Below are 15,832 nucleotides of genomic sequence, written 5' to 3'. Positions count from 1 at the left end.
CCCGTCCCGCCTGGGCTCAGGAGCCCTGGTCCGTCTGCTCCTCCGTCCGCTCCTCCGCCCGCTTCTCGGCCACCCGGACCTGCTCGGTGAAGGTGCGCTCGTCGATCCGCCCGACCGACGCCCCGTGCCGGGCGGCCGGCTCGTCCGCCGGGGCCGGCGAGGCCTCCCGCACCTCCGGGGCCAGCAGCGACCCGCCATCCGGCACCCGGGGCGAGAGCACGATCAGCGCGGCACCGGCCTCGCTCGCGTGGTGCTCCTCGGCCGCGTCAGGGCGGTTGAACACCGGTCCGAGATCCGCCGGGAGACGCTCGACCAGCAGGGCGACGGCCTCCTCCGGGGTGGCCGCGGTGACGCGCTCGCCGGATTCGTGCCACCGGCCGACGAGGTAGCTGCCGCCCTCCTGTGGATGGGCGTTCGGGAGGCCCTGCTCGGCCCAGGGCTGCGTGGTCGACAGGCTGAAGTGCAGGTTGTAGTGGCTGGTAAAGGGAAACAGCCGGCGCAGCCGGGGTTCGGCGCGGGCGGCCCTGAGCAGGCGGACCAGGCCGTCGTTGTAGCTGCCGGGGCCGCGCTTGTTCTCCCGTGCGCGCCCCTCCCAGTTCAGGACGAGCCTCTCCCAGCGGGCCTCCACCGCCGCCTCCGGCCCGATCGCCCGGGCGGCGACGTCCGGCAGGACGGGCTTGGCCGACATGTCCATCTGATCATCGGATCGCATGGCGAGCAGTCTGCCGTACTGCCTCCCGGGGAATCGGGCACCGCAGACCTCCCCGGTGCTCGACGGCCACCAACTCGGCTCCTTCGAGCAGGATTTGTGGCACATCGCGACGAGGCCGGTCCCGACGGTCGGTCAGGCCCCGACGCGCGCCGCGCCGCGCAGCTTGCGCCAGGTACGGCGGAGGGAGGACGGCCCGGAGCGGCCGGCGGCGGGCGCACCGGACTTCCAGGACCGGGCCGCCTCGGCGAGGGTCTCCGGCGGAGCAGGGGCGATCGGCGGGCCGACCCGGTCGGCGCGGGCGGCGCGCAGGAGGTCCTCCGGCCGGAGCGCCTCCAGCCTCGCCCTGGCGTGGTCGAGCAGGGCGGCGCAGGCGTCGTTGATCGCGGCCTCGCCGAGCGGGCGCGCGGGCAGGTCGAGGTCTTCGGTCAACTGCCGTTCCAGGGCTCCGCACAGGTCCTGGACGGAGAGGTCGCGGACGGTCAGCGACAGGTGGGCGGACAGGCCCCCGGCGCCGACCGCGCGGTGCGCGAAGCCGCGCGGTACGTAGAGCACGCCGCCGGGTTCGAGGACGCCGTGAAGCCGCAGCGGGGAGCGTTCGTCGTCCGGGAGTTCGCCGAGCCGCCAGTCCGCCGCCGCCGGTGCGTCGTGGACGTACCAGGTCTTGCGCCCGGCGGCCTGGAGGACGAACACGTCGGCGTCGTCGCGGTGCATCGCGAGGCCCTGGCCGCCGGCCGGGGTGACGAAGAAGAAGGCCTCCACCCGCCGGTCCAGTTCCTCGGACAGCCGGGCCACCAGCTCGCCGGTCGGGCGGTGCCACTGGTCGACGCAGCGCAGCAGCAGTGTCGCCCCGCGGCGCAGCAGGGCGAGCACCTTCGCGCGGTCCGCGAAGCCGTGGTGCGTCGTGCCGTTGACCACGCGCGAGGTGGTGAAGGACTCGGTCGGGACGGTGACCTTGTCGGAGCGGACCATCTCCAGGTAGGGGGTGCGCAGCAGGCCGCCGTCGAAGGCGGCGTCCAGCTCGTCGAGGTCGAACGGCGGGGCGAGGGCCTCCGGGGTGAAGAGCGCGGGCTCGCGCTGCCACTGGCGGTCGGTGAAGCTCCGGACGTCGCCGACCCAGTCGGCCAGTGTGGGCGATTCCATGGTGTGTGTCCCGTGGTGTCAGGGGTGTTCCGGGGCGTCGAGGCGTCAGGTGCCGACCTGCGCCGCGAACCGTACGGAGAGCAGGGAGCGCAGCGGCACCTGCGCCTCCTGCTGCGGGCTGCGGACGACCAGCCGGTTGTCCAGGGCGACGGTGAGCAGGCGCTCGGCCAGCGGTACGACCAGGTGCTTGGCCCAGCAGCGGGCGCCGTCGAAACCGAACGGCATGAACGCGGGCGCCTTCTCCGGGTCCGCGACGCCGTCCCAGCGCTCGGGGCGGAACTCCAGCGGGTCTGACCAGTAGTCGGGGTGGCGGTGCATCAACAGCGGGAAGAGCGCGACGTCGTCCTCGGGCCGGATCTCGGGGTGCAGTAAGGTGTACGCCGCGCCGCCGTTGCGGTACAGCATCCAGGCGGGCGGGAGCAGCCGCAGCGTCTCCCAGAGGACCGCGGTGAGGTCCGCGCGGTTCTCCGGCCGGTCCCGCTCCGGGCCCATGAGCCACAGGGCGTTGCCGGTCAGTGCGGCCACGCCGTCGCAGAGGGTGGCTGTCGCCCGCCGGTACATCGCGATGGCCTGCTTGCGCTCCACCGGGTCGTCGGCGCCGCGGATCAGCCCGGCCAGTGCGGTGCACCCGTCCTGGCCGGCGGAGCCGGGCCAGCGGGTGACCGCGCGGTCGACGAGCCGGGAGAGGGTGTCGGAGCGGGTGACGCCGCGCTTCGACAGCAGGGAGACCGGCAGCGGGTCGGCGGAGAACAGCCAGCGGCGCAGGTAGGAGGTGCCGGCGTAGGGCCAGGAGCCGGCCATCCCGCGGGCCGGGGGCGGTGGCTTCCGGATGCCCGCCATGGCGTCCCGCCCCAGTGCGCGGATGGTCCTGGTCGCGCTGTCGTGGGGGATGTCGGAGCCGGCGGCGGGTTTGTAGACCGAGCGCTCGCTGGAAAGGACGGGGCGTGCGGCGACGATTTCGGCCATCAGCCGGGAGTCCGCGACACCGACCTTGGCCGGGTCGATCCGGAACACCTTCTCGTCCCTGTCCAGTAGCTCCTGAATTCTCGGTGCGAACGCGATGGAATGGCCGCGAGGTTTCGTCGGAGCCATTTCTTCCACGGGAATCAGGTCTCCATTTCGAAATGGCAGGGAAATGTTGTCGGAGCGGAGCTGCCCGAGGAGGTCCGGGCAGGTCGCCGCGCCGGCGGGGGCGCGGCCGACCCAAGCCCCCGCCGGCGGCTGGCCACGTCAGATGACGTGCAGCACCCACGCGTGGTTCGCGAGGTCCTCGTCCTTCTTGAACTTCTTGACGAGCGCCTTGATCATCTTCATGACTACTCTCCATTCCGGGGGTTTTCGGGTGCGGCGAGAATGTCGCACCCAGGCCGTCGGGGATGTCCGGCATTCCGTCGCCGGGGGCCGAACGGGTTCATCTGTCATGGACCCTAACCGAAGGTTCGCCGCTCGGACACCCCGTCGACAGGGAATTGTTCGATCTCTTTGCCTTGTTGACGGCCTATTCGGTGGTCGAATCGTTATAACCCCTGGAAATTCGCGGTGGGGGCCCGGAACGGGAACGCGAAAGGGCCCCGCGAAGCCGCGGGGCCCTTCTGCGCGTACGACGGGTACGGCGCGGTCGGTCAGTTGCCGGTCATGCGATCAGTTGTAGGTCGTGGTGACCGTCACGCCACCGAAGCCCTGCTGCGCGTAGAGGCTGAAGTACACCCAGCCGGACGGCGGGTTGTCGATGGTGAGGGTCTCACCGTTGCCGCTGGTGGTGGACTTGGCCAGGTACGAGCCGGTGGTGGCCCAGGCGCCGCCGTTGTAGTACAGGTCGGCGTTGCCGGTGCCGCCGCTGGTGGTGACGGTCAGCTGCTTCACACCGGCGGGCAGGTACAGGAAGTCGTAGCTGTAGTTCCCGGTGGTGGCGGCGACGTTGTCCCGGCGGCAGTTCTTGTCGTACTGCCGGCTGTCGGCGGAGGTGCAGAGCGGGGCCTTGGGCTGCTCGGTGGGCAGCGAGCCGCAGTTGTCGGCGGCGCAGGCCTTCAGCCAGGTGGCGAAGTCGGCGTCGTACTTGGTGCCGATGGTGGTCTTCAGGATGGTGCGGGCGCCGTTCCAGTCGCCGGCGCGGTACTTGGCGAGCACCGCGTTGACGTCGTCCGGGTGCGACTGGAGCATGTAGCGGACGGCCAGGTAGCCCCAGTTGTAGGTCCGGGTGGAGTTCGAGTTCTCGTAGGTGGTGTCGAACAGGGTGCTCAGGGCGTAGGTGCCCTTGCCGGCCTGGGCGATCGCGTCGTCGTAGTGGGCGCCGCGGTAGCTGTAGGAGACGTACTCGGCGAGGCCCTCGACCCACCAGATGGTCGGGGTGGTCATGCCGGCCTCGAAGTCGCCGTACATGTCGTAGCGGCCGTCGAGGTAGTGGGTGTACTCGTGGTTGAGGTTCCAGATCTGGAACTCGGGGCGCAGCCAGGAGGCCTCGTGGGCGATGAAGCGGGCCTGGTTGCCGACCGTGGCCGGGTTGCCCTCCTCGTACATGCCGCCGTTGTCGACCTCGATCTTGTACATCTCCCAGGCGTACAGGCTGTAGTTGTAGTAGTCGTCGAAGACGACGACCTCAAGGTTGGTGTTGTTGTCGTTGGCGACCGGACCGTTGTCCTTGACGATCTTGTGGAAGAACGCGTCCTGGTTGATCAGGCTGGTGCAGGTGTCGGCGAGCTGCTGCGCGGTCATGTCCTGGGCGCGGATGCGCAGGTTGGCGTTGCAGGTGTGGTCGACGGTGAGCACCAGCGGGACGAGCTTGGCCGGCACGTCACAGGTGCCGTAGAGGGAACAGTTGCCCTCGTCCTTCTTCTCCGTGAACCAGAGCAGGTTCATGGTGAGCGGACCGGTGTTGCCCACCAGCGGGTAGCGGTTGATCAGGTCCTTGAGGATCGGCCGGCCCTGGGGGCGCAGGGCGTCGCTGGCGACGAGGTTGCCGAGCTGGATGCCGATCTTGGTCACCAGGTCGCCGCCGTTGATCAGGCTGCTGTTGCGGGTGACGAAGGACTGCACGGTGGTGGCGAAGGTGGGGTCGGCCTGGAGGGCGGTGACGAACTCCGGCAGGTCGAAGCCGCGCTCGATGACCGTCTCGGTGTTGGCCACGGCGGTGGTCATCGCGGCGGGCCAGTTGCCGGTGTAGTCGTTCAGCAGCCGCTTGACGACGCCGGTGTAGCGGGCGTTCTCCTGGGCGCTGTCGATCAGGGTGACGGCCTCGGCGAGGGTGGCGCCGTTGGCGTCGCTGATGTCCCTGGTGCGCGGGGCGGCGTAGAAGGCGTCCAGCGCACCGCGGATGGCGGTCTTGAGGCTGTCGCCGTACGGGCCCACGGCGTCCGCGTTGTACCACTGGACGTAGTAGCCGGCGCGCAGGAAGAGCACCAGCTGCCCGGCCGAGGTGGAGTTGTCGCCGGGGTAGGCGGCGGAGGTGTCGCGCAGGGCGTTGGCGACGGTGACCATCTGGGCCTCGTTGAAGGCGCCCTTGGCGTCGTTGCCGGTGAGCTGGAACAGGGAGTTGACGCAGTCGAGCCCGGCGGCCTTGACCTGCTGGACCAGCGCGGCACCGGACTTGCCGGTGAAGGCGGAGACGTCGCAGGCGGCCGTGAGCGCCCGCGCCGACTTGGCGGCGCCGACGGTGCTGCCCGCCGTCGGGGCGGTGGCCTTGGCCTGCGGGTCCGAGACGAGCGGGCGGGCGTCCTTGGGGGTGTCGGGGGACTTGGGCACGGGGATCGTGCGCGGCGCGGCGGGCTTGCCGACCGGTGCGGTCGCCTTGCCGGCCGACGCGGCGGCGGTGTCGGCGGCGCTCGCCTGCGGCGCGAACAGGCCGAGGGCGAGGAAGAGGGCGGCGCCGAGTGCAGGGAGTCTGCGCGCGCTGTCCTTCGCTATCCGGGAGGGACGCATCTGTGGGGGCCTCCGGGGCCGTTGTGGGTGGGGGCGGCCGCGCTGCGTGGGGCGCACGGGCCTTGCTGTGTGACATGTAAAATGGCACATAGGAGAACGTGGGGGGAAGGGCCGGGAACGGATTGCCGGTCGGCGAGACCGAAACGTTGTCAGGTCCGCACACGTGCCAGGCCCGCACGGGCCTCGGAGCCGTGCGAGCGCCAGGTCCGCACGGGCCCGGGAGCCGCGCGAGCGTCAGGTCCGTACGAGCGGCCGGGGGGTGAGCGCCGCGAACTCCAGCGGCGCCGACGGATCCACCGACAGGTCGGCCGGGGCCGGCTCCGCGCCCGCCCGGACCAGCAGGTCACCGACCGCCGCCACCATCGCGCCGTTGTCGGTGCACAGCCGCAGCGGCGGCACCCGCAGCGCGATCCCGGCCGCCGCGCACCGCTGCTCGGCCAGTGCCCGCACCCGGGAGTTGGCCGCGACCCCGCCGACCACCACCAGGGTGCCGATCCCGTGGTCGACGCAGGCCCGCACCGCCTTGCGGGTCAGCACGTCCGCGATCGCCTCCTGCAGCGCGGCCGCCGCGTTCTGCACGTGCGGCTCGCGCTGCGCCTCGACCCAGCGGGCGGCGGCGGTCTTCAGGCCGGAGAAGGAGAACGCGTACGGGTCGTCCTGCGGCCCGGTCAGCGGCCGGGGCAGCCGGACGGCCGTCGGGTCGCCATCGCGTGCGGCGTGGTCGATCGCCGGGCCGCCCGGGTAGGGGAGCCCCAGGATCCGGGCGACCTTGTCGAAGCACTCGCCGGCCGCGTCGTCCAGGGTGTCGCCGAGGTGGACGATCGGATCGCGGGCCAGGTCGCGCACCAGCAGCAGCGAGGTGTGGCCGCCGGAGACGATGAGCACCACGCAGGGGTCGGGCAGCGGCCCGCCGTCCAGGGCGGCGGCGGCGACGTGCCCGGCGAGGTGGTGCACGCCGTACAGCGGGACGCCGAGCGAGAAGGCGTACCCCTTGGCGGCGGCCACGCCCACCTGTAGCGCCCCGGCCAGGCCCGGACCGGTGGTCACCGCGACCGCGCCGACGTCCTCCAGGGTGAGCCCGGCCCGGTCCAGGGCTTCCCGGACCGCCGGCGCCATCGCGTGCACGTGCGCCCGCGCGGCGATCTCGGGCACCACCCCGCCGTAGCGGGCGTGCTCGTCCATCGACGAGGCCACCGCCTGCCCGAGCAGCACACCGTCGCGCACCAGTCCCACGCCGGTCTCGTCGCAGGAGGACTCGATGCCCAGCACCACCGGTGACCCTGTCACAGCCACTCACCCCTGTCGGTCATTACATGGAACGGTGACCATTGTGCCCGACGGGGCGTGAGGAATAAGCAGGAGCCCATACTTCGCTCTTGCAACTGATACGCAATAGTGTTGTCCCGGCACGATCACCACCGTTCAACCCGCCGAAAGGGGCCGTGTCCTGATGGGCACCTACACGCTTCCCGACCTGCCGTACGACTACTCCGCTCTGGAGCGGGCGATGTCGGCCGAGATCCTGGAGCTGCACCACTCCAAGCACCACGCCGCGTACGTCAAGGGCGCCAACGACACCCTGGACCAGCTGGCCGAGGCCCGCGACAAGGAGCAGTTCGGCGGCCTGGTCGGCCTGCAGAAGACCTTCGCCTTCCACCTGTCGGGCCACGTCCTGCACTCGCTGTTCTGGCAGAACCTCTCGCCCGAGGGCGGCGACCGCCCCGAGGGTGAGCTGGCCGACGCCATCACCGAGCACTTCGGCAGCTTCGAGGCGTTCAAGAAGCAGCTCACCAACGCCACCACCGGCGTGCAGGGCTCCGGCTGGGGCATCCTGTCCTGGGAGCCGCTCGGTCAGCGCCTGATCGTCGAGCAGGTCTACGACCACCACGGCAACGTCGGCCAGAACACCACCCCGCTGCTGGCCTTCGACGCGTGGGAGCACGCCTACTACCTCCAGTACCGCAACGTCCGCCCGGACTACGTCACCCGCCTGTGGGACGTCGTCAACTGGCAGGACGTGTCGGACCGCTTCGCGGCCGTCAAGAGCGCCTGATCAGCTGATCCGCTGATACGCGTCGCGTGACGCAGGGTCCCGGACCGGTCGGGCGGTCCGGGGCCCTTCCCTTTCCCCATCGGGGTTGTCCGTCACGGGAGTTGACGCCGGACACAGCCGATGCACCCCACCGCAGGCTGGACGCCACCCACCGTTCGCCTGCCGGCCGCGTGCCCTCCCTACGCTCGCTCGGACCACCGCCGGTAACCGGCCGGCAACGGCCTCCCGGCCCGTCCGCTCCTGAGCGAAAGGGCGCCCGATGGCCCCGCGTCTCTCCCTCGTCGTCCCGGTCCACAACGTCGAGCGCTACCTCCAGGAGTGCCTGGACTCGATCGCGGCGCAGACCTTCGGGGACTTCGAGTGCGTCATGGTCGACGACGGCTCGACCGACGACGGCCCGGCCATCGCCAAGGCGTACGCCGCCCGGGACCGGCGCTTCCGGCTGGTCCAGCAGGAGAACCAGGGCCTCGGCGCCGCCCGCAACACCGGCTGGCGCCACCTCACCCCCGGCACCGAGTACCTGGCCTTCGTCGACAGCGACGACACCCTGCCGCCGCACGCCTACCAGCTGATGATCAGCACCCTGGGCGACACCGGCTCCGACTTCGTCGCCGGCAACGCCCTGCGGCTGCGCACCACCGGCCTCAGCCCCTCGCACGCCCACCGCCGCCCGTTCCGCGAGACCCGGCTGCGCACCCACGTCCGCGAACTGCCCGCCCTGGTCACCGACCGCACCGCCTGGAACAAGGTCTACCGGCGCTCCTTCTTCGACGCGGCCGGCCTGTTGTACCCCGAGGGCATCCTGTACGAGGACGCCCCGGTCAGCGTGCCCCACCACTTCCTCGCCGAGCGGGTCGACGTGCTCGCCGACCCGATCTACCACTGGCGCGTGCGCGAGGACGGCAACCTCTCCATCACCCAGAAGAAGACCGACCCGCGCGGCCTGGTCGACCGCGTCCGCTCGATGGAACTCGTCCGCGAGTGGCTGCTCGCCCGCCCCGAGCCGGTCTTCGCCGAGCAGTACCTGCGCGCCTACGACCGGAACTGCCTGACCGAAGAGATCCCGATGTTCTTCTGGACCGTCCCGGACGGCGACCGCGCCTACCGCGCCGCCTACCAGCAGCACGTCACCCGACTCCTCCGGGCCATCGGCCCCGAGGCCCAGGGCGGCCTCAGCCCCCAGCTGCGCCTCAAGTACCGGCTCACCCTGGCCGACTCCATGCAGAGCTTCGTCGCCGTCCAGCGCGCACACAGCCTCGCCCGCCGCACCCGCCAGGCCGTCCGGAGGGGCTGAGCCGGGCCCGCCCCGGCTCTTGGGACCGTCCGCAGAGTGATCATCCACTGATCCACGCGGCGTGCCGTTGATACGATCTTGAAATCAGTTGCAGGCTCGAAACCCTCAAGGGGCAGACATGAAGAGCACGTTGATCGGCCGTATGGTCATCGCGGTGGCCGCGGCCGCCGTCCTGGGTGCCGCCGGCCTGGCGCTCTCCTCGACGCAGAGCCCCACTTCGCCCTCCTCGCAGGTCGTGGCCGGCGACCACTTCATCCTCACCATCTCGACCGCGAAGTGAGTCGAGTCGGCCGCTTCTCCGAGGAACCGGCCGACTCCCGCCGCATCACAACGGCACTGCACCGCGATGACATCAGCCCGGGACGGCAAGCGCGTTGCGGGTGATGACGGACGGCAGAGGGATGACGATCGAAGCGGAGCTCAAGGCGATCGTGCGAGACCCGGAAGGCGTGCTCAAGCAGCTGGAGGAGCGGTACGGAACCCGGCCGGGTCGAGGTCTTCCGGGATACGTACTACGACGCGCCGGACGGCAGCCTGATGGGTGCCGACCGTGAGCTGCGGATCCGTACGGTGCACAGCCCGGACAACACGCGCACCATGCTGACGTACAAGGGCGCCCGGGTGGACGAGGCGTCCGGGTCGAAGCCGGAGGCCGAGACCAGGGTCGAGGATGCCGATTCCGCCCACGACACGACGGTGAGGTTGGCGGGCTCCTTCTTCGGAAGGGCATCTTCGAGGAGCCGTCGGACCTGCGCCTCCAACTCGTCTGTCAGTCCTCGGTGCCTCGTGATCCCGATGCGCAATGCCGTCACCCCGTCGCGTTCGCCCGCTTGGCCAGCTTCACCAGTTCTGATGGTGCGCTCCGGCCGGCGATGAGGATGAGTTCACGGATCGTCGCCCGGGCTGCCACGTGGGTTCGGATGCTCTCCGGCGCCAGTTCCTCGGCGCGGAGGAGGCAGTCGATGGCCTCGCCGAGGTGGCGCCGCTGAGCGTGTGCCCTTCCGAGGTCGATCAGGAGTCTGGACCTTCGTTCGGGAGACAGACGCTCGGAGTGGATTCGCAGGCCCACGTCCAGCGCCTCGCCCGCATCGCCGAGATCGACCGCCGTGGACACAGCCTGGATCTCGACGTTCGTCGGGCCGAATTCGAGGTTGAAGTCGTTCCGGTCCTCGCCGAGTTGCCTGGCGACTGCTCGGGCGTGGTCGATCTCCTTCCGTGCCTGCTCGCGTTGGCCGCTGCGGGCAGCGGCCAACGCGAGAACCAGATGCAGTGACCCGAGAACCGAAAGGGCTTCCGGCGGCGGGTCGGTCGCCGGGATGTGCGCTCGAAGGGCGGTTACGGCGCTCCCGGCCGTGTACTCCGCCTGGTCCAGTCGTCGTAGCCGGACGAAGACATGGGCCAGCCGGTAGATGCCGGCGAAGACGTGCAGTGGTTGACCGGATTGCTCGGCCGCCTGGATCGCCCGATCGGCGGCGACCCACGCCGCGTCGGCCTCGTCTTGGCGGACGAAGGCTGCTGCGACCGCCTGGTAGGCCTGGCTGAGCAGCAGGTGGACCTCGGCGGACTCTCCGCCGGCGGTACGTGCCGCCCTCTCCAGACGCGGTAGCACTTCTGTGATGGCTGTGCTCAGTTCGGCGAACCGAGCACTGTGCGTGAGTTGCCAGAGCCGATCGACGTCGGCGGTCAACTCGGCGATGTCGGGTGCTTCAGGTTGAGCTCGTACAGCGAGCAGAGCGTCAAGTGCGGGGTGTCCTGAAAGCGAAAGCCGGGCCAGGTCAAGGTCGTTGGACTGGTCCGTGACTGTGGATGAACGGTTGGCGGCTGTCGCCGGAACCTCAGGGCGCAGGGCTTGCACGGACACGCCGAGGCCGTCCGCCAGCAGTTGGAGTACATCGAGGCGAACCACTGGTTGGACGCCTCGCTCGACCTGCGATACCCAACTGGCTGTCCGATTGATGGCTGCGGCGAGCTGATCCTGTCTCATGCCGCGGCTCTTGCGGAACTGTGCGACGCGAGCGCCGAAGGCCCGCCGCTCCTCCGGACTCAACGGGCGGCCTTGTCGACGGACGAGCCCTTGCCGGCGATCTCGTTCAGGAACGTGACCTCGAACGATTCGAGGTACTGGGCGCGTTCGGTCAGGAACCGGCGGACGTGAGGCTGTCGCTCATGCTCTTCGAAGGCCTCGCGGTCTGCGTACAGCTCGTAGAAGATCCGCGTGTGAGGCTCGTCCGGTACGGCGTGGTTGACGTAGACGAGGGTGCCGGGCTCGTGAGTGCGGATGCCGTTGAGTGCTTCGTCTGCCAGTTCGTCGAAGGCGTGGGCCGATGCTTCGTCGCGGGCGACGAAGCGCACAACAAGGCCGAATCCCATGGTTCTCCCCTTCCTGGATTGCTTGAGTCTCGCATGGTGCGGCGAAAAAGTTGAGAGTCGCAGAGATTCTTGACTCGCAGTTTTTCTGCGACTACGTTCTGTTTCGTTGCCGTGGCGGACTGCCACGGATCGACGTCCCTTTTGCTGCCGCCTGTCGGCGGCCGCTGTCCATCTGCAGTGATGGAGGAGCCATGGGGTGGAACGTGATCGTCAGCCCGCTCAGCAACGCCCGGTTTCCGGTTCCGCTGGAGTGGGAGGAGCCGCCGGGGGCCGGCGCCGTGCCGACGGCGCGGCGGTTGGTGGTGGCGATCGTGCGGGAGTGGGGTGTGCCGCTCTCCGAAGTCGCGCTTCAGGAGCTTGAGTTGTGCGCGAGTGAGGTGATTGCGAATGCGCTGGTGCACGCGGGGGAGCGGTGTGCCGTCACCATCCGTTGGCACAGCGGGCGGGTGCGGGTGGAGGTGGCTGACCGCGGCGCGGAGCTGCCGGGTCGAGAGCGCGAGGAAGAGGCCACGAGCGGGCGTGGCCTGATGCTTGTGGAGGCGCTCGCGGATGTGTGGGGGTGGCACCCGACAGTGACGGGCAAGGTGGTGTGGTTTGAGTACCCCGAGACCCGCGAAGCGCCGTGCCCCACGTTCGGGTGGGGCGCGGCGGTCGGTCTTCGTACTGCGGGTCAGCCGAAGAAGGTGTCCAGGATCTGTTGGGCGGCCAAGCCCGCCGGCAGGGTGCCGGCGCGGACCTGAGTTTCCACCTCGGGGGCCAGTCGCTGCACGTCGGGGTTTTCGTGGAGGCGGGCGTAGAGCTGGTCGTGGACCATGGCCCAGGTCCACTCGACCTGCTGCTCGCGGCGCTTGGCGGCCAGAGCGCCGGTGGCGTCCAGCACCTTGCGGTGCTGCTGCAACCGCTCCCACAGCACGTCCAGACCGGCGCCGTCGCGGCCGCTGCACGTGAGAACCGGCGGCGTCCACGCCGCGTCCGGGGCCTGCAACAGCCGCAGCGCACCCGCGAGTTCGCGGGCCGCAGCGCGCGCATCAGTCTCGTGCGGGCCGTCGGCCTTGTTGACGGCGATGACGTCCGCCAGCTCCAGCACGCCCTTCTTGATGCCCTGCAACTGGTCGCCCGTCCGCGCGAGGCTGAGCAGCAGGAAGGTGTCGACCATCCCGGCCACCGCCGTCTCGGACTGCCCGACACCGACCGTCTCGATCAGCACCACGTCGTACCCGGCGGCCTCCATCACCACCATGGACTCCCGGGTGGCCTTGGCGACCCCGCCGAGCGTCCCGGACGTCGGCGAGGGCCGGACGAAGGCGGCAGGGTCGACGGCCAGCCGCTCCATCCGGGTCTTGTCGCCCAGGATGGAGCCGCCCGTCCGGCTGGACGTCGGGTCGACGGCCAGGACCGCGACCCGGTGGCCCTGGCCGGTCAGCATGGTGCCGAAGGAGTCGATGAAGGTCGACTTGCCGACCCCGGGCACCCCCGTGATGCCCACCCGGACCGCGCCGCCGGCGTGCGGCAGCAGCCGCTGGAGCAGCTGCTGCGCGAGCGCGCGGTGGTCGGGCCGGGTGGACTCGACGAGGGTGACGGCGCGCGCGATCCAGGCGCGCGAGCCGTCCAACACACCCGTCACATAGCTGTCGAGGTCGATCGTCCGCGGAGGCATGCGATCAAAATCTCACAGCTCGTGGCCGAGGTCGGCCGCCAGGGACTTCAGCAGGTCGTACGCCGCGTCCGGGATGACCGTCCCCGGCGGGAAGACCGCCGCCGCGCCCGCCTCGTACAGGGCGTCGAAGTCCTGCGGCGGAATGACGCCGCCGACCACGATGGTGATGTCCTCCCGCCCCGCCGCGGCGAGTTCGGCGCGCAGCGCGGGCACCAGCGTCAGGTGCCCGGCGGCCAGCGACGAGACACCGACGATGTGCACGTCCGCCTCGACGGCCTGGCGGGCGACCTCGGCCGGGGTCTGGAACAGCGGGCCGACGTCCACCGTGAAGCCGAGGTCGGCGAAGGCGGTGGCGATCACCTTCTGGCCGCGGTCGTGGCCGTCCTGGCCCATCTTGGCGACCAGGATGCGCGGACGGCGGCCCTCGGCCTGCTCGAACCGCTCGACCAGGTCGCGGGTGCGCTGGAGGGAGGCCGACGGGCCCGCTTCGTCTCGGTACACACCGGAGATGGTACGGATCTGGCCGGAGTGGCGGCCGTACACCTTCTCCAGGGCGTCCGAGATCTCGCCGACGGTGGCCTTGGCCCGGGCCGCGTTGACGGCCAGGTGCAGCAGGTTGCCGTCCAGCGAGCCGCCGCGCTGCGGGCCGGCCTCGGCGGCCCGGGTGAGGGCGTGCAGCGCATCGCGACACGCAGCCTCGTCGCGCTCCTCGCGCAGCCGGCGCAGCTTCTCGACCTGGCGGGCGCGCACCGAGGAGTTGTCGACCTTGAGCACGTCGATCTGCTCGTCGTTCTCCACCCGGTACTTGTTGACGCCGATCACCGGCTGGCGGCCGGAGTCGATCCGCGCCTGGGTGCGGGCGGCGGCCTCCTCGACGCGCAGCTTGGGGATGCCCGCGTCGATGGCCTTGGCCATGCCGCCGGCCGCCTCGACCTCCTGGATGTGCTCCCAGGCGCGCCGGGCCAGGTCGTGGGTCAGCTTCTCGACGTACGCGGAGCCGCCCCACGGGTCGATGACCCGGCAGGTGCCCGACTCCTGCTGGAGCAGCAGCTGGGTGTTGCGGGCGATCCGCGCGGAGAAGTCGGTGGGCAGGGCGAGTGCCTCGTCCAGGGCGTTGGTGTGCAGCGACTGGGTGTGGCCCTGGGTCGCCGCCATCGCCTCCACGCAGGTGCGGGTGACGTTGTTGAACACGTCCTGGGCGGTGAGCGACCAGCCCGAGGTCTGCGAATGGGTGCGCAGCGAAAGGGACTTGGGGTTCTTCGGGTCGAACTGCTTGACCAGTCTGGCCCACAGCAGCCGGGCCGCGCGCAGCTTGGCGACCTCCATGAAGAAGTTCATGCCGATCGCCCAGAAGAACGACAGCCGCGGCGCGAAGGCGTCCACGTCCAGCCCCACGTCCAGGCCCGCGCGCAGGTACTCCACCCCGTCGGCCAGGGTGTAGGCCAGCTCCAGGTCGGCCGTCGCACCCGCTTCCTGGATGTGGTAGCCGGAGATGGAGATCGAGTTGTACCGGGGCATCTTCTGCGAGGTGTACGCGAAGATGTCCGAGATGATCCGCATCGACGGCTGCGGCGGGTAGATGTAGGTGTTGCGGACCATGAACTCCTTGAGGATGTCGTTCTGGATGGTCCCCGCAAGCTTCTCCGGTGGTACGCCCTGCTCCTCGGCCGCGACGATGTACAGCGCGAGGACCGGCAGCACGGCGCCGTTCATGGTCATCGACACGGACATCCTGTCCAGCGGGATGCCGTCGAACAGCTGGCGCATGTCGTAGATCGAGTCGATGGCGACGCCCGCCATGCCGACGTCGCCGGTGACGCGCGGGTGGTCGCTGTCGTAGCCGCGGTGGGTCGGCAGGTCGAAGGCGACCGACAGGCCCTTCTGGCCGGCCGCGAGGTTGCGGCGGTAGAAGGCGTTGGACTCCTCGGCGGTGGAGAAGCCCGCGTACTGGCGGACGGTCCAGGGCTGGTTGACGTACATGGTCGGGTAGGGCCCGCGCAGGTACGGGGCGATGCCCGGGTAGGTCTCCAGGAAGTCCAGCCCGGCCAGGTCGGCCCCGGTGTACAGCGGCTTGACGCCGATGCCCTCGGGGGTGTCCCAGAGCAGCTCGTCGACGTCCTTGCCGGTGGACCGGCGCCAGGCGGCCCGCCACTGGTCGTCGGTGACGCCTGCGTTGTCCGTGACGCCGGCGGCGCCGCCGTCCAGCCCGATTCCGGTGAAGTCGGGGATCATCGAGCGGCTCCGATCTGGTCCAGCAGGGAGGTCAGGACGGCGACCGCGTCGCCCCCCGAGAAGATGAACTCGTCCACGCCGTCGGGCACTTCGGCGAGTCGCCCGGCCAGCAGCACCCGCTGGGCGCCGGCCGCCTTCAGGGCCTCGGCGACCGGGGCGGCGTGCTCGGCGTACAGGGCGTCGCTGGAGCAGAGGCAGGCGACGGTCGCGCCGGAGGCCCGGAACGCCTCGGCGAAGGCCGCCGGGTCGACGGACTCGGCCGGGACCGTCGCGATGCCGCCCGCCTGGAACAGGTTGGCGGCGAAGGTGGTCCGCGCGGTGTGCGCGGAGGCGGTGCCGATCGAGGCGAGGAAGAGGGTCGGACGGGTGCCGTTCGCCGCGAGGTGCGCGTCCGAGCGGTCCCGCAGCGCCTCGTAGGCCTCGGCGCGGCGCACCTGCGGCAGCCCGCCGCCGGGGCCG

Annotated in this window: 16 protein-coding genes; 5 read left to right on the top strand and 11 right to left on the bottom strand. The window is 70.6% G+C overall.

Annotated features, from left to right (window positions below; translation table 11 throughout):
* Positions 1 to 16: 16 nt before the first annotated feature.
* The 6 genes from KS423_RS19015 to tsaD form a co-directional block, all read right to left on the bottom strand.
* Positions 17 to 712 carry a DUF6193 family natural product biosynthesis protein gene (locus KS423_RS19015; RefSeq protein ID WP_224280745.1) on the bottom strand — a complete coding sequence of 232 codons (696 nt, stop codon included), beginning with the start codon at positions 710 to 712 and terminating at the stop codon, positions 17 to 19.
* Between the two features lie 132 nt (positions 713 to 844).
* Positions 845 to 1,852 carry a cupin domain-containing protein gene (locus KS423_RS19010; RefSeq protein ID WP_224280744.1) on the bottom strand — a complete coding sequence of 336 codons (1,008 nt, stop codon included), beginning with the start codon at positions 1,850 to 1,852 and terminating at the stop codon, positions 845 to 847.
* A gap of 45 nt (positions 1,853 to 1,897) precedes the next feature.
* The gene (locus KS423_RS19005; RefSeq protein WP_224280743.1) at positions 1,898 to 2,944 is read right to left on the bottom strand and encodes a cytochrome P450; all 1,047 of its coding nucleotides are present in this window, start codon (positions 2,942 to 2,944) and stop codon (positions 1,898 to 1,900) included.
* A gap of 138 nt (positions 2,945 to 3,082) precedes the next feature.
* Entirely contained in the window at positions 3,083 to 3,214 is a 132-nt protein-coding gene (locus tag KS423_RS47405; RefSeq protein ID WP_263455006.1) for a hypothetical protein, read from the bottom strand.
* A gap of 279 nt (positions 3,215 to 3,493) precedes the next feature.
* Complete coding sequence (locus KS423_RS19000) at positions 3,494 to 5,767, bottom strand: M9 family metallopeptidase (protein WP_224280742.1); 2,274 nt, start codon at positions 5,765 to 5,767, stop codon at positions 3,494 to 3,496.
* A 234-nt stretch (positions 5,768 to 6,001) separates the two neighbouring features.
* Positions 6,002 to 7,054 (bottom strand): tRNA (adenosine(37)-N6)-threonylcarbamoyltransferase complex transferase subunit TsaD, encoded by a 1,053-nt coding sequence (gene tsaD / locus KS423_RS18995; RefSeq protein WP_224280741.1) that lies wholly within the window; start codon positions 7,052 to 7,054, stop codon positions 6,002 to 6,004.
* A 163-nt stretch (positions 7,055 to 7,217) separates the two neighbouring features.
* On the opposite strand from tsaD, the gene KS423_RS18990 reads away from it, so the two are divergent.
* The 4 genes from KS423_RS18990 (at position 7,218) to KS423_RS48040 (ending at position 9,990) form a co-directional block, all read left to right on the top strand.
* The gene (locus KS423_RS18990; RefSeq protein ID WP_224280740.1) at positions 7,218 to 7,820 is read left to right on the top strand and encodes a superoxide dismutase; all 603 of its coding nucleotides are present in this window, start codon (positions 7,218 to 7,220) and stop codon (positions 7,818 to 7,820) included.
* A 259-nt stretch (positions 7,821 to 8,079) separates the two neighbouring features.
* Positions 8,080 to 9,114 carry a glycosyltransferase family 2 protein gene (locus KS423_RS18985; RefSeq protein WP_224280739.1) on the top strand — a complete coding sequence of 345 codons (1,035 nt, stop codon included), beginning with the start codon at positions 8,080 to 8,082 and terminating at the stop codon, positions 9,112 to 9,114.
* 118 nt (positions 9,115 to 9,232) lie between these two features.
* Positions 9,233 to 9,394, top strand: coding sequence for a hypothetical protein (locus KS423_RS18980; protein WP_224280738.1), 162 nt, complete (start codon positions 9,233 to 9,235; stop codon positions 9,392 to 9,394).
* Positions 9,395 to 9,651: 257 nt separating this feature from the next.
* Positions 9,652 to 9,990 carry a hypothetical protein gene (locus KS423_RS48040; protein WP_308020215.1) on the top strand — a complete coding sequence of 113 codons (339 nt, stop codon included), beginning with the start codon at positions 9,652 to 9,654 and terminating at the stop codon, positions 9,988 to 9,990.
* Here the strand turns inward: KS423_RS48040 and KS423_RS18970 are convergent.
* Together KS423_RS18970 and KS423_RS18965 are read right to left on the bottom strand one after the other, a co-directional pair.
* Entirely contained in the window at positions 9,923 to 11,161 is a 1,239-nt protein-coding gene (locus tag KS423_RS18970) for a helix-turn-helix transcriptional regulator (RefSeq protein WP_224280737.1), read from the bottom strand. The genes KS423_RS48040 and KS423_RS18970 overlap by 68 nt on opposite strands.
* Positions 11,158 to 11,484: a putative quinol monooxygenase gene (locus KS423_RS18965; RefSeq protein ID WP_224280736.1), complete on the bottom strand. Its 327-nt coding sequence runs from the start codon at positions 11,482 to 11,484 to the stop codon at positions 11,158 to 11,160. The genes KS423_RS18970 and KS423_RS18965 overlap by 4 nt, the downstream gene beginning before the upstream one ends.
* Positions 11,485 to 11,675: 191 nt before the next feature.
* Here KS423_RS18965 and KS423_RS18960 point away from each other — a divergent pair, with 191 nt between their 5' ends.
* Positions 11,676 to 12,224 carry an ATP-binding protein gene (locus KS423_RS18960; protein ID WP_224280735.1) on the top strand — a complete coding sequence of 183 codons (549 nt, stop codon included), beginning with the start codon at positions 11,676 to 11,678 and terminating at the stop codon, positions 12,222 to 12,224.
* On the opposite strand, the gene meaB is transcribed toward KS423_RS18960, so the two are convergent.
* The 3 genes from meaB to KS423_RS18945 all read right to left on the bottom strand — a co-directional run.
* Entirely contained in the window at positions 12,155 to 13,141 is a 987-nt protein-coding gene (gene meaB / locus KS423_RS18955; RefSeq protein WP_224280734.1) for a methylmalonyl Co-A mutase-associated GTPase MeaB, read from the bottom strand. The two genes, KS423_RS18960 and meaB, sit on opposite strands and share 70 nt — an antisense overlap.
* A 12-nt stretch (positions 13,142 to 13,153) precedes the next feature.
* Positions 13,154 to 15,373, bottom strand: a complete 2,220-nt coding sequence (scpA, locus tag KS423_RS18950; protein WP_224280733.1) for a methylmalonyl-CoA mutase — start codon at positions 15,371 to 15,373, stop codon at positions 13,154 to 13,156.
* Positions 15,370 to 15,832: cobalamin B12-binding domain-containing protein (locus KS423_RS18945; protein WP_374119981.1), on the bottom strand; the 463-nt coding region annotated here is incomplete at its 5' end. The genes KS423_RS18945 and scpA, both read right to left, overlap by 4 nt.

It is taken from the genome of Streptomyces sp. LS1784, from assembly GCF_020103755.1.
Lineage (GTDB): Bacteria > Actinomycetota > Actinomycetes > Streptomycetales > Streptomycetaceae > Kitasatospora.
Note: the sequence above shows the minus strand (reverse complement) of the source record. Positions and strands in the feature narration are given on the sequence as shown.